Genomic DNA, 23,775 nt, shown 5'->3' with positions numbered 1-23,775 from the left:
TCAGTTATATATTTATAACCAAAAGGCAGATCAGGAGTAACATCTGATCTGCCTTTTTTTATTTCGAATATTTGGAGTTACTTTCAGCCTTTAAACGTAAAGCCTTCTTGAGTGGGAACATCGGCATGCTGCCCTACCGTCTGGTGCTGTCTAAAGAATAGCGGATAAATAGCGAAGGCCACCAGCAGACTCACACAGCCAATGACACCTAGAGCAATCGTATCCTTGAAGACGTATGTGATATCCAGTCCTTTGAGCGTAATATTCCGTACAGCATCCAGGTAATACGTCAGCGGCAATATTTCGGCAAGCCCCCGTAAGAAGCCGGGCATGGCTTCCAGTGGCCACGTATAACCTGATAGCATAAAGGAAGGAACAGCAATCAGCATCAGGGTTTGAGTGGCATCCACTCTTGTCTTGGAAAAAAGGCTGAATAAAAACCCTAAACCGCACAATGCAAAGTTAAAGGCCAACGACACCATAATCAGCGGAAGAACCTGTCCCCTGAATGGAATATCAAAGCATAACGCGCTGATACTGAATACAGTCAGCACATTGAAGGCTCCCGCCGCATAATACGGTGCCAGCTTGGCAATAGCCAAGCGCCAGGGAGTATTTTTCCATGCACCAAATCTCCCCCACGTTCCTGCTTCCTTATCACGTGTGCAGGATAAAGCAATACCGAGCAGCAAGCATTGCTGGAGAGCCGCCGAAATAACCCCTAATGGCATAAAAAACTTATAATCATAAACCGGGTTAAATAGCACTCTGGATCGGAACGGGATCGTACTTAGCGTTGAGGCAGCCTGATCCGCATTCATTCCCTTTTGCTTCATAGAATTGATGGATACTCCGGCACTCACGCTACTGATGACCTGATTGGCGATCCGACTGGCACTATTGGAATACATCATGTTGCTGCCGTCAATCAGGGTTAGCACCGGCGGGTTCTCCCCATGCTTAAGCCGAGTGGTGAAATTGTCGGGAATCACGATCCCGACCTTGGCTTCCCCGGTTTCTACCTGACGGACAGCATCCTCCTGATTGGTCGCTTGCAATGTAACGGCAAATGAGTCTGTCGCATCGAACGCCTGAATGATTTGGCGACTGAGCTGCGAATTATCCCCGTCGTACACCGTGACAGGCATCTCGGTAATCCGCTGATGTGAATACAGGAAGCCGAACAGTATCGTATACACAATCGGCGTAATCAGCAGAATAGCCATAAAGCGGCGATCGCGGAAGATGCTCAGCCATTCCTCGCGAAACACATCGCGGATACGAAGTCTTCCCTGTTGATCCTGCATATTATTGCGCCCCTTTGCCTGTAAACAGAACCGTGGAGCCCGTTGGAACCGAAGCCGCAAGATCCGGCAAAGCTACCTTAACTCCAAAGGAACGGACATCCTTATCACCAGAGCTTTGGCTCGGCTTCTGAATGGCGAAGTCAGCAGCGGATTCCAATAAAATCACTTTACCTTTCAGCTCCTTGCCACCTGACAGCAATTTAATTTGAACGGTATCTCCTGCTTTCAGGCCGTTCAGAGATGTTTCCGGTACATAGAATTTAGCCCAACGCTGTGTTGAGGTTTCGATGGTATAGACCGGGAACCCTGCACTAGCCATTTCCCCCAAGCTAAGCGATTTGGATTTCACTATTCCATCCTCTGACGCACGCAGCGTAGTGTAGCTCAAGTAGGTTTGAGCTTCCTGGAGTGCGGCTTCCGCTTGGGCTACCTGTGCATTGGCCCCTTCAACCGCAGATTGTGCCTGCTCTACCGTCGATTGCGCCGCCTTTACAGCGGATTGCGCTTGCTCTACCGAAGCCTGAGCAGCTTTGACATCTTCCTGTTGCACAGCAACTTTACCCGCTCCTGCCTGTGCTTCCTTCACTGCAGCCAAGGCTTGACGGTATTGAGCTTCAGCCGCCGTAATTTCCTCCTTGCGGCTTCCCTCCCGTGCCATATCCAATTTTTGGGATTCTGCATTATACTTGGCCACTGCCTGTTGATGTTCCAATGTCGCCTGGTCCAAAGATGCCTGGGTTGCTGCTCCGGCTTCTTGAAGCTTTTTGGCACGCTCCAGATTTTTAACGGTCAGGTCCAGCGTTTCCTTGGCTATCTTCACAGCTACTTGCGCTTGCTCAAGCTCCTGCGGTCTTGCACCGCTCTTGAGGGCGTCCAGCTTTGCTTTGGCGGCGCTCGCAGCCGCTTTTGCCTGTTCAATCTGGCTGGAGGAAGCCTCAGCGGTCACACTGACCGATGTCGTGCCTTGGCTTTTCTTGGCCTGAGCGACGCTCACAGTGGCCTGTGCCTGACCTACTCCTGCTTGAGCCTGCAGTACAGCGGCTTTCGCTTTGGACACATTACTCTTGGCTGCCAGCAATGCAGCCTGTGCCTGCTTCACTTTATCTTCGAGCTCACGACTTTCCAGATGGGCTAACACCTGCCCCTTTTTCACCTGATCGCCCTCTTTGACAAGCATCTGGTCAATCCGTCCTGCCATTTTAAAGCTGGCATTGAGCGTATCCGACTCCACATAAGCCGTAGGAATGGAGGAAGACTGATCCGCAGACAAGCTGCTGCCTCCCCGTGGGAAAGCGGTCAGGGCATAAATACCTACAGCGATTAAAATAATAAGTACGGCGTAAATCGTATATTTTTTAGCTTTCATGTTCTCATCACTCCATTTGTCTATTAATGTTTCATACCTTATTAAAGATGCATCCCCAGCGCGTTACATACAAATACTTCAATACTTTCGCGAACTTCCTGCAGATTCATTGTTTCACCCCAAACCATTGACCGCATCGGAGCAAAAATGTAAATACCAAATAAGCAATTTGCCGTCGTTTTTGCATCCAGCTTACTCGAAATTTTCCCATAGAACTTACCCGAATCGATCTCTGCCTCCATAAAATCGAAATAGTCAGCCAGCACCTGCCTAATATTAAAATGCTGCTCTTGCGAAACCCATCCTTTGCTGACCAGTAGACGACAAAAATCCGGCTCTCTCCCAATAAACTCAATATGTACCTGGATCAGCTTGCGAACCCTAAGTTCTACCTGATCCTTAGGAGTTTGAGCCATCGCTTCATGGATATCCTGGACAAAACGTTCCATCCCCATCTTCAAAATGTAAATGTACAATTCTTGCTTATTTTTAAAATTATAGTACAACGTTCCTTTGGCGATGCCACATACCTTGGCGATCTCCTCCATATTCGTTTCATTAAAGCCTCGTTCGGAAAAAGCCTTGAGTGCGCCGTTAAAAATAATTTCCTTTGTCTGCTGTTTCATGCTTCCTCCTTTTTTGAACTGACCGTCCAGTACAAAAATTATGTATTCATTATAAGCCCATGCTTAGTTATCCAGCAATAGGAAAAATGCAAATAATTCATTTTAGACGTTTCGTCTAAACAGTCATTCTAAAAGAGCATTTTGTATATAACGTAAAAAACGGACTGAATCAGTGAGAGGGTCACCATTCAATCCGTTATTTTATAAAAGCGGCCGATAAAGGGGGACGTATTACAATTTACCAGCCACTTTTAAGGGAAGGCTGATTATTTTTTGACCGTTTGATTGTATTGTGCAATTTTGCCTGTAATCTCTTGTGCAGCTTGATCCAATGCCTGTTTTGGCTGTTGCTGGCCACTGAGAACTGCCTCGATTGCACCTTCGACAATTTGACGCGCTTCCGGGAATACCCCCATTACAGCACCTTGTGTAGCGGTAGATTGCGCCGATGCATGCAATTGGTCCACCGCCGTCTGGAATTGCGGGTATTTTACCATATTGTCTTTAAGTACCTGCTCGTTATAAGCGGCTTTGGTGATCGGAAAGTATCCGGTATTCACACTCCATTGTGCCTGTACAGCCGGGGAAGCGACAAATTTAATGAATTCCCAAGCTGCCTTTTGCTGAGCTTCAGGCTTATTGTTCATAATGTACAAGCTTGCGCCACCAACCACGACGCCGCCTTCTTTAGCATCATTTGCTCTTGGCAGAAAACCCGTGCCTACTTCGAATTTATCGCCAACCTGTTCCACAATATTACGCAGTGAAGCAGTAGAATCCAGAGTCATAGCAATTTGTCCTGCGGAAAAGGCTTTTGCGGTATCGTCCGAGTTACGTCCCAGATTGGATACAACCTTCTCATCAATCATTTTCTTCCACCACGTCAGGGTTTTCACACCTGCATCCGAATTCAGCAGCGATTCGGTTGCCGTCTGATTGCGCCCGTTGCCATTATTCACATAATCCGCATTCTGATTGGCAAACAACTGCTCCATAAACCAGCCATAGATGGCGATGGATGCACCTGATTTACCATCCTTGCTCAAGGCTTTGGCAGCCTTTTCGAATTCATCATAGGTTTTCGGAGGATTGGCCGGGTCAAGTCCCGCCGCTTTGAACGCATCCTTGTTGTAGTACAAAATCGGGTTTGACGTGTTGAACGGCATGGCGTTCAATTTGCCATCAATCGTGTAGTATCGCGTAATATTCGGTTCAAGCTGCGACAGATCGAACTTGTCTGCATCAATAAATTGTTGTACAGGTGTGATCATTTTGGAGTCGATCATGAATTTGCTGCCGATTTCATATACCTGAATGATATCCGGGCCGCTGTCAGAACCAAGCGACGCTTTCAGCTTGTTCAAGCTGTCATCATATTTGCCCTGGTATACGGGCTCTACCTGAATGTCCTTGTGGCTGGCGTTGAAGTCAGCTGCGATCTGCTTGATCGCTTTTTCACCGTTACCGGACATCGAATGCCACCAAGTCAGCTTTACTGGAGAACCCGCTGCTGCCCCAGTATTACTACCATTATCCGGCTTCTCTGCCGCCGTATTGTTGCTACAGCCTGCTGCAACCACCATTGCAGTCAGAATAAGCAGGGTCAAGGCACTTTTCAGACGAACAAATCTCATAATCTCTCTTCTCTCCCTTTGATTGAATCATAATCTCGCCTACGAAAATCTTTTACGGTGCTTTTTGATGATCAAGCTTTGTTATATAGGCTGCTTGCGCAGGTGTTGCTGTTAACTTTGGATATTAACTTTGAATAAGAAGCTTAATATGGGCTTGATCAGCCTTTCAGCGCACCCGCTGCCATCCCGCGTACTAGCTGCTTCAGTCCAAAAATCAGCAGGAGCAGAGACGGTAAAATGACAAGCGCGGTACCTGCAAACACAAGATTCCATGAAGTGGATTCCTGAAATTCGAGCATGGAAATCCCAATCTGTACGGTACGCATATTTTCGCTATTCGTAATCAGCAAAGGCCACAAGTACGAATTGTACATGTTCAGGAACGAATATACAGCCAGTGTTCCAAGTGCAGGACGCGATAGCGGAAGCACATGGAACAGAAAGTAACGGATATGTCCACACCCGTCCATGCGGGCAGCCTCAAACAGTTCCTTTGGAAGCTGGAGAAAAAATTGTCTTAACAGAAATGTTCCGAAGGCTGTTGCCAAAAATGGAACCGTCAGCCCCTGATACGTATCAAGCCAGTTCCAACTGCGGACCGTCAGGTAATTCGGAATGATGGTCACTTCCCAAGGGATCATCATCGTGGCTACAAACATGCTGAAAATAAAATTTTTTCCCTTAAACTCCATTTTGGCAAAGGCATAGGCTGCCAGGCTGGCTGTAATAAGCTGACCGATCATTGTCAGGCCCGAAATGAGAAAGGTGTTGCCGATAAAGGCAGCTATCGGAACGATTTCAAACACTTCGGTAAAATTGGCCAAATGAAAGGAATGCGGAATAAAGTGCGGTGGATAGGCACTCGCTTCCTCAGGTGACATCACCGCCATAAAAAACGTATAGATGACTGGGTATAAAATCAGAGCAGCCGCTATCGTAAGCAGTACATACAGCAATGTTGAATTAAGGCGTCCTTTCATTGGTAATGCACCTTTCTTTCCACCCATTTGAACTGAATCATCGTAAGCAGCAGGATGACGACAAACAACACGATCGCCTGTGCGCTCCCCGTGCCAAATCGGAAATTAACGAAGGCTTCCTGATAAATGGAGTATACAAACACATTCGTACTGTTCACCGGCCCGCCCTTGGTCAAAATGTTAATTTGCGCAAAGGACTGAAAGGCCCCGATGATGGAGACTACCGTTACAAAAAAGATCGTTGGCGATAGCAGTGGCATGGAAATACGCCAGAACGTGATCAGTGGCCCAGCACCATCCATTTTGGCACTTTCATACATGTCGTCTGGAATCCCTTGCAGTCCGCTGGATAAAATAATGTAATTGAAGCCGAGATTCATCCAAATGGTCATGATGGCTACGGAAAGCAGCGCCCAATCTGGACTGGTTAACCATGGAACCGGATTGATATGTAGCAAGGAAAGCACATAGTTGAACATCCCGAGTGTCGGATGAAAAAGAAACTTCCAAATGACGGCGGATGAACCAACCGACAGCACCATCGGTAGTGAAAACGCGAATTGAAAAATGCGCATTCCGCGTAGTTTGCTATGGGTGAGTGCAGCCAGCACGAGCGCCAATAAAATACCTACAGGGACCGTCAATAGCGCAAACAGGAGCGTGACCTTGATCCCTTGCAGAAACTGCCCCGAGCTGAAAAGTACAGTAAAATTGTCTAAACCTACATAGGCTGCAACGTTTCCTGCTGGATCTGTGGAATGTAGGCTGAGGTAAACTGACTTCAACATCGGATAAAACATAAATACAGCAAATAAAATGAGAGATGGAGCCAAAAAGGTATACGCGAGCGCATTTTCGCGCAGTCTCTGTATTTTTAGCGAACCTGTGCGTATACGGGCCTTAGATGAAGCCAGTTGCTGGCTCGTCCCGAGTCTCATAGATTTGTTAAGCTCACTCAAAACGGAGCGCCCCTTTCTTTTCACACCAACCTCAGTAAGTGTATCGTTTTGATGTAAAGGGAACATCAAGTGGACTGGAGTATAATGTTAATATTTCTCCTCTTTGTAAAAAAAGCTTCCTTATTATAGGTATACGCACAATGACATAGACTCCTGCATACGATGCATCATTACATGGTATGGAGGTTAGAGGCGAATGTCGTACAGCACCGTCAGTCCACAAACGTTATATCAGGCCAGACCGGAAATTCAGACAGAGCTTGCCAAGGTTCGGCAACACCTGCATCAAAGGCTCAAACCACACATCAATCAGACCGTCCGTGTACAAACGATGGATCATCATGTGTATGAAGGAACGATTGTTCACATCGACGCCGATCATCTGTATATAAGGGTTCCTCAGCCTCATCATTCGCTTTCCCCAGGTACCCCAACCCCTTATCGTTCCTATACCTACAACAATGTCATTATGCCGCTGGTGCTGTACACGCTACTGGTGATAGTACTGCTGAGCTGACGCTCGATCCATTCAGTTGCATGACAAAAAAACCTCCAAATTCGTGAACAGCCGACCATCGGCATATTACGGAGCTGGAGGTTTTACATTTTTATTTACATTTTATAAATGGAGCATTACATAAGGTATAAATGATTACTTACCTCTATACCTGTTTCCTGGCCCAGGACAGCTATAAAATACTCCAACGTGTCTGCATTGGGAAGATACCTAAATACCTCACGCTCATTCCGGTTCATCAGAACAACATTTTCGCTTTGAAGCCAGTGAATCCGTTTCCAGCTTGGTCGATGAAATATGGTGATAATTGATGAACTTGACCCATGGAGTTCCAGAAGTGGAACAATAAAAAATGAGCCGTTTGGACGTCACCGCCAGTATCCCACAGCACGGTGTGTCCTGCGGGCTTGATTGCCACTCATACGCACAATGAATGCATGACCGGATATGTTCACCCGCCTCTAATGTCTCGCTAATAGCACGCAGTTCCTCTTCCTTTGTGTTCATCCCGTCTCATCTCCTGTTCGAGGTTGAGGAACGAGTCGCTTGTATATTAAGACTTTGATGAGCTTCTGCGGCTTGTCCCGTCAACCTTATTCGTTTTCAGCTAGATTAAGAGTTTCACGAACGGACAAAGACCTACCTCAACTGTTTATTGAAACAAGGATGGATATGTACAATTTAACATGGCAATGGGCAGTAATCAACAAGCAAGCTACCACTCTTTTGGAGCATGATTTTGATGGTCAGGATCATGTTAAAAGCTGTGATGGACAGGAGTTTAAATGAGTTTTGAAGGCAGATAAATTTTGTGAACAAGGAATGGTATCCGCTCCTTCTTGGCAAGCTAATGTGAGAAAACGTCAGAACGGAGAAGATGCCTGATGAAATATAACCGATTACTATCTGCAAGTATCACTGTTTCCTTGTTCTGTGCCAGCTTTTTCCCGACACCCTATACCAATACTACACAGGCCGCATCGTACGCCTCCCCTGCTCCAACAAAGGGTAGAGCCTATTATGAAGAACGAGGGGACATTGTATGGGAAGTTCCTACCCCTCGCAAGGTGATTGCCCTCACCTTCGACGATGGACCAGATGAGAGCAAAACGCCCGCCATTCTCGATTTGCTCAAGCAATATGACGCCAAAGCGACCTTTTTTGTCGTCGGCAGCCGTGTAGAAAAACTCCCTCACATTGTGAAGCGGGAACGAGAAGAAGGTCATGATGTCGGCAACCATACCTTTCATCATCCATCCTTCCATCATATTCCCCGTAACAAGGCTCTGTCTGAAATGGATCAGGGCCAAGCAAGCATCGTTCAAGCAACGGGTGCCGAAACCCATCTTTTCCGTCCACCGGGTGGTTCCTATTCCGACTCGCTCGTCAAACTATCTAAAGAAAAAGAGCTGAAAATGATTTTATGGTCCTGGCATCAGGACACCCTGGATTGGCGAAAACCCGGTGTACACCGTATCGTCAATAAGGTACTTCGCAATGCTCGCAACGGCGATATCGTCCTTATGCACGATTATGTACATCAAAGTACGCAAACCGTTGATGCTTTAAAAATCATTTTGCCTGAGCTGAAAAAAAGAGGCTTTACCTTCGTCACCGTATCCGAACTGCTTGCCAATCGTGAGACCCCCGACGGACTGATTGAGGTCAATAAATGAAGAACATGACAACAAGATCAATAACAACTCAAACATTTTCAAGGAGAATGAATAAATGTGCTTAGGATCAGAAAATTACAATTGCTGTGCATGATCTTAATACTCATCCCTGCTTCCAGCTTCTCTTTATTTCGTGCACAAGCCGAGCCAGCTAAACAAGATAACGTCGTCTCCTTTCTTCAAGAGCTGTTTAATGACCGTACCCGGTTGTTGATGAATCAGGATAAAACACATATTAAGGACGATTACTTGTTAACAGATAAACGAAGCAACTACGCGTACCTTCATGAAATGAACAGGGTGGAATATATTCATGAATGGGCCAAGCTTCGAAAAATAAAATTTGTGAATGCCGAAAGTTCCATTCGGATAGCTCGTGTCAATGTATTGGGCGATACAGCAAAAGTGTCCCTTGTTCAATCCTTGAAATTGAGTTATGAGTATCTCGATAATTATCCCGGTCAGCATGATTTTGGAATTGGAACTCGTCATGGCATTACACTGAGAAAAAAAGATAGTTGTTGGTACGTGGAACGTGAATGGTATTCAGATCCCCTAGAAGAGAATCCAAAAAAAATTCAAACATCCGACTTATTATTTACTCCCCATAAAGATCCGGTAACACCAGGGAGGGCTATTCATAAATACAACAGAGCCCGCGCTGTTGACTATGCGAACAAATATGCAGGAACGACATGGGGGGCAGGTAATGGTCAGCGATACAATCAAAAATACCTGGATTATAACTCCAAAGGTGGCGACTGTACCAACTTCTCCTCCCAAGTGATTGGGGATGTGGAGGAAGGTGGAGGGCTGTCTATGAAATCAGGATGGCATTACTTGTATGGCCACGGTGGAAGCCAAGCCTGGGTTCAAACGGACGCATTTAAAAATTTTCTGATACGCTCCGGTTATGGAAGGATCATAGGACAAGGAAGCTTCTCCGATATTGTCCAATCGGTCAACGAGCGGCAGCAGCATCTCGACAAAACCCAGTTACTTCCAGGCGATTTAATTGCTTACGTATTAAACGGAGATGTAGACCACTTCTCGGTTGTAGTCGGTTTTGATCAAAGCGGCTATCCTTTAGTCAACTCCCATACTGCAGACCGTTTCAGAGTTCCCTTTGACTTGGGATGGGATAAAAACACTAAATATTTGTTGATTCATATACAAGATTAAGCATCATGATCCTTAACACTTGTTCATATCCCGGAAGTTGCTGTCATATTAATAATATGGACAGCTTCTAATGGGGTGAAAAACGATTTGAAATTACCTCTTATATTAAAACAAACCATGGTAAGAGCTAATGCGATGGTTGTCGTGAAAGCCATCGGTTTGATTGGAAAAGTATTTATGACGCGACTTGTTGGTGCTGAAGGAATGGGCCTTTATCAGCTAGCCTATTCCTTCTATGGCTTAATATTGATGATTATTTCAGGGGGATTGCCGACATCTTTGGGTATGTTTACAGCCAAGCAGACAGCAAGAGGCTGGCGATTGTTCAAAATTTTTGCAATTTTTCTGATTATCGCAGGATTGGCATGCAGTGTCTTAACTTTTTGGCTATCAAAGCCAATCGCTTATTTGCTTGGCTATCGGCAGCTCGATGTTGTGATTCGATATCTCTCCCCTGCTCTACTGGTCGTTCCCTTATTAAGTCTGCTGCGCGGGTATTTGCAAGGTCTTGAAAGATACACCGCAATTGCCCTTTCGGAAATCATAGAACAAACCGTTAGGATTGGTACTTTAATGTGGCTAGTGCCACTATTTATTCAATCCGGCATTGAGTTTGCTGTAGGTGGAGCAGTACTGGGAACTTTTACAGGCGCGTTGTTAGCCTTTGCTATGCTTTCTGCTTTTTTTATATACAATCGTCCCTCTGTAGTTTTGTCTCCCCCATCAACTCGAACAGATCTACCTTTGGTGGTACAAGCTTCATTTGCTATTGCGCTGACACGCCTACTTATCCCGGCTTCCGACTTTATAGATGCGATCATCATCCCTCAACGATTACAGGTTGCTGGGGTTTCTTCCAAAGAAGCAGCGGAGATGTTCGGTATTGTCACGGGTATCGCCCTTGTCGTCGCTTACATGCCTACCTTGATTACAGGCTCGTTAACCCATACGCTCACGATGAAAATAACCGCAGATTGGCAAAATAATGAATATAATTCATTCTACCAAAAAAGTCATACCGCTATTCAGGTAGCCTGGGTCTGGGGATTAGCCTCAGGTTTTTTCATTTTTGAATATGCCTCAGAAATCTCCCTATTTGTTTTTGGTATACAAAATGCCGAGCTTCCCATTAAATCATTAGCAATGTTACCATTACTCGTCGGATTGCGGGAAATCACAACAAGCATCTTATGGGCACAAAATCGGAAGAAAACTCCCTTTATTGGCCTAGGCACAGGAGTCCTTGCTAACTTCATGATTCTTTATTCCTTAGTTGCCATTCCCGGATTTGGATATGCCGGTATGTCTCTGGGAATCATCATGCTGGAGCTGATCGCAACGGCCTGGAATTTCAATGCCCTACAACTCTTTCAACGAACTAATTCCCATATAGCCATTATGCTATTAGTGGACATTCTGGTTTCTGAAGCCATTCTTATTATGGTTACGCTGTGTTCCAAGCCGTTATCCTCATTGGACTGGCCGGAGACGAGCCTTATTATTGTAGAGATACTTCATTACTGCTTTTGGTGCGCTCTGTATTTGAAAGTACGATTGAAGAGTGTTTTCAAAGAATAGGGAAGGCCTCCCACAAGTTTATTAAACTTATGAGAAGCCTTTTTATATTTCATAATATACTTAACATATTTGTATAAAAGCCATGTTCTCTTAGGCTGTTCTCACAACCGACGGGGCTTTGCCATTTTATTTACATAGCTATACTTTTCAGTCCAATGTCTTGGAAGCCAGCCATTGCATCATCGTTGTTTTCTTTCCGTTAATCACCTTCGATACTTCGTTGTTATACACGTAAATCCAGGACCAATGACCATTGTATTCATAGGGTGTTTTGTCGCTCTTTTTGTACAAGCCGGAAGTATCCACTACGTTATCAAATAACGACATATGAACATCCTTTGCTCCGGCATTCACTAAACGGTTGTAGGTCGGAATCGTATAATCATTTGGCGGAACCACGGTGTCTGTTTTAGCGGCCACAAACCAGATCGGCAGGTTCTTCATTTCGTTAATTTGTTCATCGGTTATAAGGTTATCCTTCAAGGCTTCACACGCGACCACGGCTGCTGCAAAATAATCTTTATAATCACGGATCATCAGCATAGTCATGTAACCGCCGTTGGAGTCCCCGCCAATGTAGATTCGATCTGTATCAATGTCTTTGTTCTTGGTCACGTAATCCCTAATTAAGGACATCAATGCTTGCTCATACTTGGAGGTGCCGTCTCCGAAGCCTGTAAAACCATCCATCCAGTAGGTTGGGGTCTGAGGTGCCAACACATAAGCCCCGCCAAAATAGGATTGAATGTCCTTGGAGGCAAAATTCACTGCTTTATTACCGGAAATCGGAATGGTTGGATCTGTGCCTCCCTCTCCCATACCGTGTAGCCAGATCACTAGAGGGTTTTTCACTTTGTCTTTTGCCGGCGTATAGCCCGCATAGGTTAAAGTAACCCCGTCAAAAGAAGCTTTGCCGGTTGTAAATTGATCAACAAGCTCCCGTATCTCACCTGTGGAAGTATCAATCTTCAAGCCGGAAATCGTTCCTGATTTGGTTTTAATAGCTTTTTGCTGCGTGATCGTGTATTTGTTATCATTCCAGGCGTTAAACCCGGAGCCTGCATCATAATGAATAGCAGAGCTTAATTTTATGGCCGGGCCGATCTCCATTTCCAGTACAACGTAGTTTCCGGTTTTCTTTACAGGGTTGCCGCTTTTGTCCGATACATAGGCCTTGGTGACCTTACGGTTGCCTTTCTCAATAAAGGGATTTACCAGCCTGATATCGCTTCTTTCTACATGCACCTTAAATGTATCCTTTGTTATCGCATCTTTAGGTACCGGCTTACCCAGGTTAACAATGATCTTCGTAATGGTTGCTCCCCAATCCTTAACCTCCGTAACCGTCCGGTATGAGGTGGGCTGTATCTTTACATCCTTGGCCCATGCACCGGAGCTGAAAGCAAGGGTCATACCGATAGCCAGAGTCAATAACATGGTTGTTTTAGCCGTCTTTTTAAACCGTTTAAACATGATGTCTTACCTCCCAGATCCATTTATAAAACGCTTACATTATATTTTAGTGATTTCTTTTATTTGCATCCTGCCTTTTATTAACCTAAATATGGTCAATTACTGGCCTCCTAGCCCCAGAATACCCCTTGTTCCCTTTCCGATATTGGTGCGGCGTTGCCTGATAAACCTTCTTAAATACCCTCACAAAAGATTTCTCGTTCGGAAATCCGTGCTCCAGCGCAATTTGTATGATGGAATGATCCGTATTCATAAGAACACGAAAAGATCCCTCTAGGCGGACGGCATTAATATATTGAAATAGGGTCATGCCTACATGCTTGACAAAAAAACGGGACAAATACTCTGGAGATAACCCAAATACCTGGGCTATGGAGTCGAGGGATAAGCTTTGATCGTAATTTTCTTTGATATAATCGGTTATCAACGTCAGCCGTTCCAAGTATTTCTTGGAGTTAAAGCCACTAATAGATTCGTTGTCGATTTTAAAATGCTTTAACAAAAGATACACCAGTTTATAAGAGAGCGACGTTAAATGGATATGTGCTAAAGGGTCATTATGCTGGTTGAGATATGCCGCAAATAATGTGTTTAACAAATCACGCAGCTCCGCAAATTGCTGTAATCTCTGCCCGTTGGTTTCGAACATGGATATACAGTCAAATGAAATGGGATTACTGCCGTTCACATTTTCTCTAATAAATCTATAAGGAATCAGAACGGTTATGGCCTCTCTTCCTTTTCCCTTAGCCACAGAAAAGGAATGAATAGCATTCGAATTGATGAGCACAATATCACCCTCTTTGGAGCTGTAATTCGCGCCATCAATGTAGATATTATCTATTTTTCCTGAAAGCACATAGGATATTTCTATGCTGTCGTGCCAATGCCTAGGTATGTATGCTGGTTCATTTGAGGAATGAACTATAATTTTTAACGGAAAATGATTGTCTGCCTGGACCAGCTCATATTTGTACTCCAAGTTTGTCGCTCCTCTCAGATGTAAACATAGTAAATAGAAGAAAAAGGCTTCAGCAGATGCCGAAACCACTTGTATTTAACCTTCCTCTCTCTATAGACAAACAAAAAAACCTAAGTATAACAAAATACATAAGATCCTTGGATCTTAACATTTTGTTCCTTAGGTTTCGCCTGCGTAACAGTAACAATCCTAATGCTATTCATTTAACTAAGCTAAGTATATAGTGGGTTGAAAGGTATGTCAACGCTTTCATTTTAAGTCATAATAAATGGAAAAACCTTATAGATACTGTAAAAGTCTATATAGCATTGCATTTTGGAGCATTAAAAAAGGCTGATTATGAGTGTATCCATAATCAGCCTTTTGTTTTACGCTATGTGGTCAAACAGGGGTTCTAATCATAAAAACCCTTGATGCATAAGGTTTTTTCAATCTTATTACATCATGCCGCCCATCTTTGATTTACTCTCGCAGAGGAACGTCTCTGAACTTATCCCTTATTATATAGCATGTTATCTTCCCTATCCAGAAAATTTCATTCGTTTATATTCGTCCATATTCGCCGAGATTGTGATTTTTTATGTGATTTTATGTGATTCAAATAACCATGTTGCCCACACTCAAATCGGTCTCATCAACAACTTCCCTACAATTGTATATTGAGGCATACAAAGCAGCAATGATATTTATGAGAAATTAATATTCTCGAAAATACCTCTCTCTGTCTCCAGCGGGCATGATGATCTTTTGATTGCGATCCCATCCCTCCAGAATGACGACATCCCGCAAGTTGGTCTTATCCTCCCACAATATATAATTATCTTGCTCTAAAGCAAGCAATCCGGCTTTTAAGTCCTCTACGCGTCTTCCTGTCTTGATCTCCAATTCCTGCATTGTGGGCATACGCCGCTTCTGAGCAGAGAAATTATAAGTATCCGCAGTAGTTTACGTTCGATGTCTGATAACATGCTGATCACCTCAGCATAGGTATTCGGTGAATAGTTTGAGAAATCCTTCAATAAAAAAGCCCCGTAGCGAGACCACTGAAAAAGTCCCCCTTGTTGAAAAAAACAAAATAACCAAAGAAAAAACGAGCCTCTAGAATCGCTTCTAAGGCAATCCGGTGTTTTTATATTCCGTAAAGTTTCTATCTGCATCTCCAATGGGCATAATGATCTTCTGATCACGATCAGAGTCTTCTAATATGACGATATGTTGAGTTTAATATGGTTTATATGGAACAAGGAAATCTATCTATTAGGTAATAGTTTCTTTTTGCTGTTAATAGATTCATGCTGATACATCGCTATCGCCACTGACATATAAATAAAGCATACCTTAGCAGAGGGGGGATGCAGATGATCAGAACAAGAGTAAAAACTTTTAAACACCGTGTCGGTAAAAACAAATTCCTGGTCGTTAAAGTCTTTCAGGCTGCAACTGCTAAAGCAAGGAGCGGTAATGCCTTGGCAACTAATGCATTGAATATCAAAATATCCAAACGCAAAAAGCACCACTAAAGCCATCCGTACCTTCATTTCCTGTGAAGGGAGGTGATATCCATGAGTAGAAGACATTCCAAACACCATGTGAAAAGAAAAAGTTTATCGATCTGGTCAAAACAAAAAGCGTTTGCGCATGCACGAGGCAATGCACTGGCTGCCAATCTCTTCAACGTAAATGTCAAAAAGAGAAAACATTAATAATGTTTTCAGCGGGGCAAAGGCATTGCTACGTTTCATATCTTTTAGCAACAATCTTTACGAAAAGAGCCTAAAAATATTCCCCAGCCGACCAGTTAAGGTTGGCTGGGCTTTTTGTTATTCGAGTGTTTAGTTTTTTGAATAAAATATCCCAATAAGTGCAACTACTATTATGGCAGAATGAGTCAAGTGGAGCAGTATTATTCAACAGTTCTTTTCAAAAAGTTACACCCAACATGATTTAAGAATGATAACTAAAAGGATATAGAGCACCAAAATTGCCGCTGTAGAAGTCCACACATTGCAAACAGCCGGACCTGCACACCCACTCATAGCTTAAGCCCTCCTTTATTTATCTTCACCTTAGTATATGTGTAAATACGTTCTGTGACCGGGCATTCAGGTAAACAGAAAAACACCCTACCAGTCGGGGTTATTACGTAGTCAGTTGTTAAAGGAGTTTATCGTCTAAAAAATCCCCGCTAACCTTATGGTCCGCGGGGATTTTTGTTACTTTCTCGCTTATATTCCTCCAATCTGGTCATGAAGTTGAATGAGCTGATGACTATGCGTCTGAGCAGGTATAGTAACAATTAACAAAAAACTAGCCGCAACGATCAACAGTGCCATTTTTTTAACATCAGCTATCCACACCTTATCAATAAATTTAAAACTTGCCTTTTTAGGGTCAGCACTAATTGACAAACAATGATCTTTTATTAAGCTGTCCCTATTGTGTCTTGAGGCTGAATACTTGAGTTATGACTATAGGTTTGAAAGCCTACAAAAAACAAAAAGCTAGTCGCGACAATCAAAACTGCCATTTTTCTCAACATTGTCCAACCACACCTTTTCAATGAATTTTGAGTATCTTTCCTTTGTTTCGGGATCTGCATGGGCTCGAAAACGCTCAAATAGCCCTAAACAGTTTATATAATAAGTCTCATTATTCAATGTATGATAACTTACCATTGAATACATCAAATATTTAAAGCCATCAGTGTAATGATCTCTATGTAAATAATAATATGCTAACTCATAACTCAAGCGTGCAAACTGCTCTGACAGCACCTGTTGAGTACACATATTACCAGAGAGCGACTGTTCGGACAAAGAATTGATCTCAGGTTTAAAGCGTAAGAGTATATCGTTCACATTTAACTGATATCGATTAGCAGCATACATTACGTTCAACAGCTTAGTAACCATATCTTTATCAATTTTTGATGCAACAATATATTCAACATAATCAGGTAAAAGGCTTATATCTCCAGATAAAAGTTTGTATGTGTAAGTATTACCTTCAGCCCAACCTTTGAACAAGCTAATCCAGTGTCTGGTGTCTTCGTCAGTCTCCTTTACCCAATCTAAATTAGCATAGGTGTATGTATAATCTAGAGCTTGTTGATAATCGCCTTGGGCTTCACAGACACCTGCACAGAGCAGGTCAGCATAGGAAATATATACAAACAATGGACGGCTTAGCTTATCAGTAGATTCAGGACGTTCCCGGCCATTCTGTTGATGTTTCAGTGTATATTGGATTTCGGCTTTAGCTCTCATTTTCCTCGCTATCTCATCAACCTTATCCCATTTACGTAATGACCTGTACACGTTGGCTAAATCCTTCAATGCGTCAAGTTGGTCTACTTCATCAAGGCGCTCAACAAAAACTTCAAAAATCGTAGCTGCGCTAAGATTTTTGCTTTGGTCGTCTTCAACTTGAATCGTAAATATACGATATTGACAGACTGCCAAACGCTCAGAATGTTGATATTTCTCCGCTTCAGCTACCCCCTCATAGAGCAACAATGCAGCCGCATGTCTTCCCTGCTCCAGCAATTCCTCTGCAATTTCAAATAGCTTGGGTGAATACAGTAGATTATCCATGATAGCTCCCACCACTCGACGGATCGCATCCAACTGGTCCAACTCTGCACATCGAAACAAAAATGGCTCGATTCGCCTCATATTCGGAGGATGGTCGATTATGTAGTTTTCTACGAACAAGTCGTAAAAATAGCCTTCTGGCAAACCCATAGCCTCAGTAATTCGATCCAGTTGGTTAACAGACAAAGGCTTATTTCCTGTCACGATAGCACTTACTGCTCCCCTATTCATATCCGCAATATGACCAAATTGTGCAAAGCTCAAACCCTCTTGTTGTAGGTATCTGTCTAATTCTGCTCGAATCGTAGGTGTATGCTTCATGTCATAGCCACCCCTCGCATAAAAATTCCAGTATTTTATAATCATTTACTATTTTTATCCAGCAATCAACCAGTTGTCAATATCTTTTTTTGCGAATCATGTAGAAAAGCTCCGTTTGTCATAAGGACACTCCTGTAAACAAAAAAAGCACCCCACCGGCATTAAGCCAGCAGGGTGTATCGTAATTCCAAACGCTTGTAAATTTACAGATCGTCAGTGGTTGATGTTTCAGCCGACTTACCATCTACGTAAGCCTCAGCCAGAATGTAAGCAATTACTGCGCCGAAAGCACCAATAACGCCGGTCACTTGAACAACCGTGTCATTGTTTGCGCCAAAAGCAGTAAGCAAGCTCGTTATAAGTGCGGCCAGCAGCGCCCAGAATTTCCGACTGGACAGTTTACGTTTCCAATCTGTCATAACGCAACACCTCCCTTCGTAAATACACCAGTCCGGTCTAGTAAGGTGACCAATCGATAAAAGTCGTAGCTACCGTCATTCATCGTGTCCAGCACTCCTGCAGCCTTAGCATTAATACAGGCTTGCTCGGCCCACGCTGGAACCTTTGTAAGTTTGTTTGCAGATTCGAGCGCGATCACACGTTTCTGTAGCGCCTTAAACGCTGCTTTTTCTTCTGCTGTCATAGGTTCATCCTCCATTTTGAGTGAGTTAATCTTAGCCAATATAGTGTTGAGCTGCGATTGAGTTGGGCGCTTTCCTGCTCGGAAATCTGCTGTTGAAAGTCCAAAGGTCATCTGAAGGTGTGGCATGTCTTTAAAGCTGCGCCAGTCGCCTCCCCACTCAAGCCCGAGCCGCTTCGCTTCTTCAACGACCTCCGACCAGTCAGGAAGGGAATTCTTATCATCGTCTTTCAGTGTGTCCCAAGACACCGTACGACCATCACGCAACAGCAGCGCGAAATCGGCCGCAAACCCAAAGTTATGATTGCTATATCCGCCCCTGGCTTTTGTTACTTTGGGACGCTTATCTCCATTCCGTCCCTGGGCATAGAGTGCGTCCTGCTCCGCATATGTTCGTAAACCTTGGGTAATTAGCACCCAGACTCCACGGGCATAGCAACGTTCAATGAGCTCTTCCATAACTTGCTTGAAAACCGGATGAAGCCCGTTTAACCGCTGCTCAGATTTTTTCCTTAGTTGTTCCAGCGTCAGCATCTTTTCCATCTCCCTTGTCTTTTAACTGCTGCAAGAAACTTTTAAGCTTAAAGGGCAGTGGTATTCCCATTGCTCCCCAGTTCTCTGTCAAGGAAAGTCCTTCACGGCCAGCGTAGAAGTAAATAGCCGCCGTCCGGAAGATCGTTGCGCCTGGTTGTAGCCAATTGTCCAATTGTGCAGATAATCCCACCACCGTCAAAACTGTAGCCTTTCGAATGCCTCCCCAAAACATCACATCGCTGTCCATTTTTTTGTTTTTAATAGCTGCGGCAACTCCAAAAATATAATCCAATACCATCATCGTAAGCAGCACCTGAAGCGGCTTGTCCCACCCACCCAAAAATGTAACAATCAGACCAGTCAGCGCAGACCAGCCCCCTGCCGCCGCTTCCTTTTCCGTTGCTCCGACCATTGCGGTCCATACGGTGCTGCCAAACATTTTAATTTGGCTCACTCTTGTTCCCCCTTCAACAAAATGAAAGCCCCAGACTACTCCAGGGCAGAAAAAAAGCGCATCCGATTGGATACGCCGCTAACAACCTTTACCAGCCAATAGCTGTAAGAAAGCTTTGATAGTACCAAGTTATGCTGCCCGCAATATCACAGCGCAATTTGACCCCACCTTTTAGGTTAAAATCTGTGGGAATATTGGTCGTGATTGTCGGGCCAGCATTCCCTGCTGAGATGAACCAGTATAGAAAATCACGCTTGCATTTCCTGCGGACTTGTCCACTTTGAAGCCTGTACAATAGTAGGTATTCCCATTTGTATAAGTTTCACGGAACACGGGAAAATCAAATCGTCTACCTGATCCGTCCAAGAGATAAAAGGACACTGTAGCATCCTTAGTCGTGGACATATAGAACGCATAGCCAATACCAGGTCCATATGCTAGAAGTGAGCCGGAAGCCAGACTATTAAACCCTGAAGGTACAGTAAATAGGTCACCACCAGATGTACCCCGTTCAATCCCTTTAACCTTGTATTTCATCTGTGCAGATTGCGCTATTTTTGAAATGAGACTATCAAAGTCCTCGGACATGGTAGCCGACCCTCCATTGGCAATGATCTCGGCTACCAAGCGTTGCTTGTAGTCATTGCCAGATTGAAAAGCCTGTTGAGCCATACTGTATGCTTCATTGGCTCGATCATATGCCGTCTTGACCGCGATCGGCGCGGCTGCCTGATCTGTAGAAGTGCTGCTTACCGATGTATTAATCTGCACAATTCCGCGCGCCTGTGTTGATGCGGAAGGCAGATCCGATGCAGGATGCGTATGCGCCTTGGGTGCTGCATACTGCTCTGTATACTTCTTGGCATTTCCCTCTGCCGCATTCCACGTCGCTTGCTTGGCGGCAGTTACATGCAAGTTGGTATCAAAAATGTGATTGTCCAGTGCTGCCTTGGATGCAATGTCATTTCCGGCCGGATCGTTTTTAATGTTTTCAATCTGTGCGGCCAACGCCTGGTCGTTTTCATAAAGTGTATCAATCGGTTGATTAAAAACATCGGCGTGCCCTTGATCCGTGGTAACAAATCTACGTGGCTGTTTAATCGCCATCAGACTCATCCTCCTTAGTAGATATCATCAATTTCAAATATAAATTCCATGTCGCTGTCCTTAATTTTATTAATCATGGTTCGAACAGCAGTTAGCTTGCCCGCCGAATCAACCAACGCCAGCTCATTGATCGTCTTCCCAGCCAATTCAGTTTCAGCCAGTGAGCATACATAACGTATCGTTGCGGGGGCAATGAATTCATAACTGGTAATATCCTTTTGCAGCAACTCCACTTTTAAAGTCTGCTCAGTACCATCCAAAGGCAGCGGTTTTCCCTCTGCATCCACACCACCGCTGCCAAATGCCATCTTAACTACTTTTGTAAGAGCACCGCCCTCAGCTCGCGCTCGGGCCATCTGCTCTCTGGCGTAAGCGGTTGTTACCGTTAATACTTGTTCAGCCATCGGTTACCTCCTATACAATTTCTATTTTTTCGGTGGAGCTGAGTAAACGGCTTCCATCCAGTGATACACTCCCGTTCAACAGCCAATAGTTTTGCCGAACCTTTATTGTACCTTCCTGCCGGTTCTGATTCGGATGGCTGACCTTCAACTCCAAGCTATTCCGATATCGCGCGCGCTCGCCAGTCCATCCAGACAAGGGCGCAGCACCGTTTAATAGCTCCACTCCGTCCAGATACCAAGGACGACCACCGAAAAACCATACACGGGAACGAAAACGGATGCGTGAATTTATCATGAATTGATGATGAAAGTCGACATGAATTGAAGGCAAAGCTTTGTTGATATGAACCGGCCGAATATATTCAAAGTCTGCCAATAGGGCTTTAACATCTAAAGCCGAATTGACTGAGTAAACAAAACGAATTTGCTTAGCAAGAAAATCCTCTTGTACATCCAAAAGATTGCCGTACTTCCCGCCGATAAGTCGCAGCGTGGGCAGCGTAAATGGCCGCTTGGCCCAACGTTTACGACGTATAGCTTCACGGCGCTGCTCTAACGTCCCAATCTGCTCCTGGTGAAAATATATCCACTCCCAAATGGGCAATGCCCAGGTAGCGGTCTTTAAAACGAATTGATTCCCAAGATCGTCAATCGATTTTTCTCGGTCATCTACGACCAGTTCCATAACACCAAAATGCCGCTCGGCCATGCCGATTTCGTACATGTGCGGCGGCAGCATTTCCCGGTACCGCAGAGGTATCATGTCAGGATCACCTCAATATTCAAAACAGATGTGACTGGAACCTCAATGTCTTCGGTGTCTCCGTTAAGCGTAAGATTTTCATAATCCTCTACACCCTTGACCAGCAAAGCAGCACCGACGTAATTAAAGACTAGTTTTGTTCTACCAATAGCATAGTCGGCAATTCGTTTCTTGATGGGTTCCACCAGATCAGGAAGCGGGAGGGCTGTGTTTAGCTTTGCCTCAACACGAAGCGTAAACACTGGAGCAGGATGCACAGCCAGATCATGCCCGGCGATCCGCTTGTTTTCCCACATATCCGCCTTTACTTTAGCGGCAAATTCTTCTGTAATCGGCTGGCCTTGAAGGTCAGTGAGATACAGATCGATGCTGTTGTCGTTCCGTTCCTTCTCAATGGCAACCGCCCCACCAACGCCCTCTAGTTCCTTCGCCCAGGCTTCATAATCTTTACGCCGCCCGCTGCCTTCCTCGGTAAACGCACGTTCAAGCATCCGCATGCGGTATGTTTCGTCGTCCTCCCCTTCCTTACGTGGTATTCCATCCGACCAGCCGTGACCGTCCAGAAATTCGCTGTCTGCCCAAATAGGGAAGGCTTGCAGAAATGCGTATGTTAAAAGCTCCTGCTGCTCTGAATATTCCATGGCAATCGGATACCACAGATCGTAAAAATATTCTCCCGGATCAGTAGGAGGTGGGGGCAAGCCTTTTTCCTGTGCCAATGTAATCGCCCGGTTGACCCAGCGACGATAAATTTCCTCGGGAGTTTCCTCCAAAATTTCCATTGGAGGAAGCGCCGGCAGATCCGTTAACTTAACACTCACAGTTCAATCGCCTCCTCCAGTTCTGTTTCTCCGATCAACCCGGTTAATTTAATTCGTAGGTGCATGTTTTGACCGTCTCGCTCCACAGACAGCACCTCGGCTTGAGTGATTTCCGTATGAGCTGCCAAAGCTTCCTCGATGTCGCGTTTAATTTCAACGTCCTCCCAATTGGCCCATTCAGATCGTTCGACGCCAATATCAGCGTCGTACACTACGTATTGGAATCGCTCTGTATTGAGGATTTTGAGCGCTGTCTGCACTAAATATTCGGCATACGTGGCTGTCTTCTTGGGACGTCCATCATCTGTGGTGTCCATCTGCCGCGTGCGATAGTCAATCACATACGTCCATTTGGTTTCAGACGCTACCGTCTCTGTCAGCTCCACCTCGTCAAGTGTGGAAAGATCAAGATCGGGGAATAACGTTTCATCATCAGCCACCAGCCCCCACATCCTTCCCGTGAACATAGTACCGCTGCCCGCTCAGCCTGGAGACAATCAGGCGATCTCCGACCTGCAAAGGGCTTGGAATAACCAGCTTGCCACGTAACGAGCTGCGTGGGGTCTGCTTGTATGGCTCCCCTGTTTCGTAAACCATACCGTTAGCCAATACGCCTGTAACGCTGCCTTTGGCTTCATCGACCTCCAGATATTCAGCAGCTATGAAATCCGCTTTAACTTCCCGATCCAACAAATACTCAGCAAACACCAGTTTATCCGCTGGATAGGGAGTAAGGTCACCATCCACCTCTATTGACGGACTACCTGGCCAACTTAGAAGCGTAGCCCTTTCGGTGTCCCGTGCGTCGATATTGTCTTTGGTTTGATCCTTTAGAAGCTTGAGCGCTTCATTCAGCAC

28 protein-coding genes are annotated in these 23,775 nt (G+C 44.7%); 6 read left to right on the top strand and 22 right to left on the bottom strand.

Annotation, left to right across the window (positions count from 1 at the left end):
• Positions 1-83 precede the first annotated feature (83 nt).
• The 6 genes from LCF57_RS12790 to LCF57_RS12765 all read right to left on the bottom strand — a co-directional run bounded on the left by LCF57_RS12790 (position 84) and on the right by LCF57_RS12765 (position 6,872).
• Positions 84-1,307, bottom strand: coding sequence for an ABC transporter permease (locus LCF57_RS12790; protein ID WP_226001039.1), 1,224 nt, complete (start codon positions 1,305-1,307; stop codon positions 84-86).
• Between the two features lies 1 nt (position 1,308).
• A complete protein-coding gene (locus LCF57_RS12785) occupies positions 1,309-2,673 on the bottom strand; it encodes an HlyD family secretion protein (RefSeq protein ID WP_226001038.1) in 1,365 nt (454 codons plus the stop codon).
• 41 nt (positions 2,674-2,714) lie between these two features.
• The gene (locus LCF57_RS12780) at positions 2,715-3,299 is read right to left on the bottom strand and encodes a TetR/AcrR family transcriptional regulator (protein ID WP_226001037.1); all 585 of its coding nucleotides are present in this window, start codon (positions 3,297-3,299) and stop codon (positions 2,715-2,717) included.
• Between the two features lie 266 nt (positions 3,300-3,565).
• Positions 3,566-4,933, bottom strand: coding sequence for an ABC transporter substrate-binding protein (locus LCF57_RS12775; RefSeq protein WP_226001036.1), 1,368 nt, complete (start codon positions 4,931-4,933; stop codon positions 3,566-3,568).
• Between the two features lie 158 nt (positions 4,934-5,091).
• Entirely contained in the window at positions 5,092-5,913 is an 822-nt protein-coding gene (locus tag LCF57_RS12770) for a carbohydrate ABC transporter permease (protein WP_226001035.1), read from the bottom strand.
• Complete coding sequence (locus LCF57_RS12765) at positions 5,910-6,872, bottom strand: carbohydrate ABC transporter permease (RefSeq protein WP_226001034.1); 963 nt, start codon at positions 6,870-6,872, stop codon at positions 5,910-5,912. Before LCF57_RS12765 ends, LCF57_RS12770 begins: the two co-directional genes overlap by 4 nt.
• Positions 6,873-7,068: 196 nt before the next feature.
• On the opposite strand from LCF57_RS12765, the gene LCF57_RS12760 reads away from it, so the two are divergent.
• Positions 7,069-7,389, top strand: a complete 321-nt coding sequence (locus tag LCF57_RS12760) for a hypothetical protein (protein ID WP_226001033.1) — start codon at positions 7,069-7,071, stop codon at positions 7,387-7,389.
• A gap of 225 nt (positions 7,390-7,614) precedes the next feature.
• On the opposite strand, the gene LCF57_RS12755 is transcribed toward LCF57_RS12760, so the two are convergent.
• On the bottom strand, positions 7,615-7,896 hold the full coding sequence (locus LCF57_RS12755; protein WP_226001032.1) for a hypothetical protein: 282 nt from the start codon (positions 7,894-7,896) through the stop codon (positions 7,615-7,617).
• A 377-nt stretch (positions 7,897-8,273) separates the two neighbouring features.
• Between LCF57_RS12755 and LCF57_RS12750 the strand changes: the two genes are divergently transcribed.
• The 3 genes from LCF57_RS12750 to LCF57_RS12740 all read left to right on the top strand — a co-directional run bounded on the left by LCF57_RS12750 (position 8,274) and on the right by LCF57_RS12740 (position 11,825).
• Positions 8,274-9,065: a polysaccharide deacetylase family protein gene (locus LCF57_RS12750; RefSeq protein WP_226001031.1), complete on the top strand. Its 792-nt coding sequence runs from the start codon at positions 8,274-8,276 to the stop codon at positions 9,063-9,065.
• A 57-nt stretch (positions 9,066-9,122) separates the two neighbouring features.
• Positions 9,123-10,247 (top strand): amidase domain-containing protein, encoded by a 1,125-nt coding sequence (locus tag LCF57_RS12745; RefSeq protein ID WP_226001030.1) that lies wholly within the window; start codon positions 9,123-9,125, stop codon positions 10,245-10,247.
• 117 nt (positions 10,248-10,364) lie between these two features.
• The gene (locus LCF57_RS12740) at positions 10,365-11,825 is read left to right on the top strand and encodes an oligosaccharide flippase family protein (RefSeq protein WP_226001029.1); all 1,461 of its coding nucleotides are present in this window, start codon (positions 10,365-10,367) and stop codon (positions 11,823-11,825) included.
• Between the two features lie 147 nt (positions 11,826-11,972).
• Here the strand turns inward: LCF57_RS12740 and LCF57_RS12735 are convergent, their stop codons facing one another.
• From LCF57_RS12735 to LCF57_RS12725, 3 genes are all read right to left on the bottom strand, one after another.
• The gene (locus LCF57_RS12735; protein WP_226001028.1) at positions 11,973-13,298 is read right to left on the bottom strand and encodes a prolyl oligopeptidase family serine peptidase; all 1,326 of its coding nucleotides are present in this window, start codon (positions 13,296-13,298) and stop codon (positions 11,973-11,975) included.
• Positions 13,299-13,383: 85 nt separating this feature from the next.
• Entirely contained in the window at positions 13,384-14,280 is an 897-nt protein-coding gene (locus LCF57_RS12730) for a helix-turn-helix domain-containing protein (protein WP_226001027.1), read from the bottom strand.
• A gap of 696 nt (positions 14,281-14,976) precedes the next feature.
• Positions 14,977-15,183, bottom strand: a complete 207-nt coding sequence (locus LCF57_RS12725) for a hypothetical protein (protein WP_226001026.1) — start codon at positions 15,181-15,183, stop codon at positions 14,977-14,979.
• A gap of 455 nt (positions 15,184-15,638) precedes the next feature.
• Between LCF57_RS12725 and LCF57_RS12720 the strand changes: the two genes are divergently transcribed.
• Both LCF57_RS12720 and LCF57_RS12715 read left to right on the top strand, forming a co-directional pair.
• The gene (locus LCF57_RS12720) at positions 15,639-15,800 is read left to right on the top strand and encodes a hypothetical protein (RefSeq protein ID WP_226001025.1); all 162 of its coding nucleotides are present in this window, start codon (positions 15,639-15,641) and stop codon (positions 15,798-15,800) included.
• Positions 15,801-15,842: 42 nt separating this feature from the next.
• Entirely contained in the window at positions 15,843-15,983 is a 141-nt protein-coding gene (locus tag LCF57_RS12715) for a hypothetical protein (RefSeq protein WP_226001024.1), read from the top strand.
• Between the two features lie 225 nt (positions 15,984-16,208).
• On the opposite strand, the gene LCF57_RS12710 is transcribed toward LCF57_RS12715, so the two are convergent.
• The 12 genes from LCF57_RS12710 to LCF57_RS12655 all read right to left on the bottom strand — a co-directional run bounded on the left by LCF57_RS12710 (position 16,209) and on the right by LCF57_RS12655 (position 23,775).
• Positions 16,209-16,316, bottom strand: coding sequence for a YjcZ family sporulation protein (locus LCF57_RS12710; RefSeq protein ID WP_226001023.1), 108 nt, complete (start codon positions 16,314-16,316; stop codon positions 16,209-16,211).
• Between the two features lie 189 nt (positions 16,317-16,505).
• Positions 16,506-16,688 carry a hypothetical protein gene (locus LCF57_RS12705; RefSeq protein ID WP_226001022.1) on the bottom strand — a complete coding sequence of 61 codons (183 nt, stop codon included), beginning with the start codon at positions 16,686-16,688 and terminating at the stop codon, positions 16,506-16,508.
• A gap of 93 nt (positions 16,689-16,781) precedes the next feature.
• Positions 16,782-18,194, bottom strand: coding sequence for a transcriptional regulator (locus LCF57_RS12700; protein ID WP_226001021.1), 1,413 nt, complete (start codon positions 18,192-18,194; stop codon positions 16,782-16,784).
• Between the two features lie 203 nt (positions 18,195-18,397).
• Positions 18,398-18,613 carry a hypothetical protein gene (locus tag LCF57_RS12695; protein WP_226001020.1) on the bottom strand — a complete coding sequence of 72 codons (216 nt, stop codon included), beginning with the start codon at positions 18,611-18,613 and terminating at the stop codon, positions 18,398-18,400.
• Entirely contained in the window at positions 18,610-19,377 is a 768-nt protein-coding gene (locus tag LCF57_RS12690; protein WP_226001019.1) for a M15 family metallopeptidase, read from the bottom strand. The genes LCF57_RS12695 and LCF57_RS12690 overlap by 4 nt, the downstream gene beginning before the upstream one ends.
• On the bottom strand, positions 19,334-19,822 hold the full coding sequence (locus LCF57_RS12685) for a holin family protein (RefSeq protein WP_226001018.1): 489 nt from the start codon (positions 19,820-19,822) through the stop codon (positions 19,334-19,336). Before LCF57_RS12685 ends, LCF57_RS12690 begins: the two co-directional genes overlap by 44 nt.
• Before the next feature lie 171 nt (positions 19,823-19,993).
• Positions 19,994-20,929 carry a phage tail protein gene (locus LCF57_RS12680; RefSeq protein ID WP_226001017.1) on the bottom strand — a complete coding sequence of 312 codons (936 nt, stop codon included), beginning with the start codon at positions 20,927-20,929 and terminating at the stop codon, positions 19,994-19,996.
• Between the two features lie 14 nt (positions 20,930-20,943).
• A complete protein-coding gene (locus tag LCF57_RS12675) occupies positions 20,944-21,333 on the bottom strand; it encodes a phage tail protein (RefSeq protein ID WP_226001016.1) in 390 nt (129 codons plus the stop codon).
• A 10-nt stretch (positions 21,334-21,343) separates the two neighbouring features.
• On the bottom strand, positions 21,344-22,096 hold the full coding sequence (locus LCF57_RS12670) for a putative phage tail protein (protein WP_226001015.1): 753 nt from the start codon (positions 22,094-22,096) through the stop codon (positions 21,344-21,346).
• Positions 22,093-22,917 carry a baseplate J/gp47 family protein gene (locus LCF57_RS12665; RefSeq protein WP_226001014.1) on the bottom strand — a complete coding sequence of 275 codons (825 nt, stop codon included), beginning with the start codon at positions 22,915-22,917 and terminating at the stop codon, positions 22,093-22,095. Before LCF57_RS12665 ends, LCF57_RS12670 begins: the two co-directional genes overlap by 4 nt.
• A complete protein-coding gene (locus tag LCF57_RS12660) occupies positions 22,914-23,357 on the bottom strand; it encodes a DUF2634 domain-containing protein (protein WP_226001013.1) in 444 nt (147 codons plus the stop codon). Before LCF57_RS12660 ends, LCF57_RS12665 begins: the two co-directional genes overlap by 4 nt.
• The gene (locus LCF57_RS12655; RefSeq protein WP_226001012.1) at positions 23,350-23,775 is read right to left on the bottom strand and encodes a hypothetical protein; all 426 of its coding nucleotides are present in this window, start codon (positions 23,773-23,775) and stop codon (positions 23,350-23,352) included. Before LCF57_RS12655 ends, LCF57_RS12660 begins: the two co-directional genes overlap by 8 nt.

It is taken from the genome of Paenibacillus sp. BJ-4, from assembly GCF_020404765.1.
Taxonomy (GTDB): domain Bacteria; phylum Bacillota; class Bacilli; order Paenibacillales; family Paenibacillaceae; genus Paenibacillus.
The sequence above is the reverse complement of the archived record's forward strand: the minus strand, read 5'-3'. Positions and strand labels throughout refer to the sequence as shown.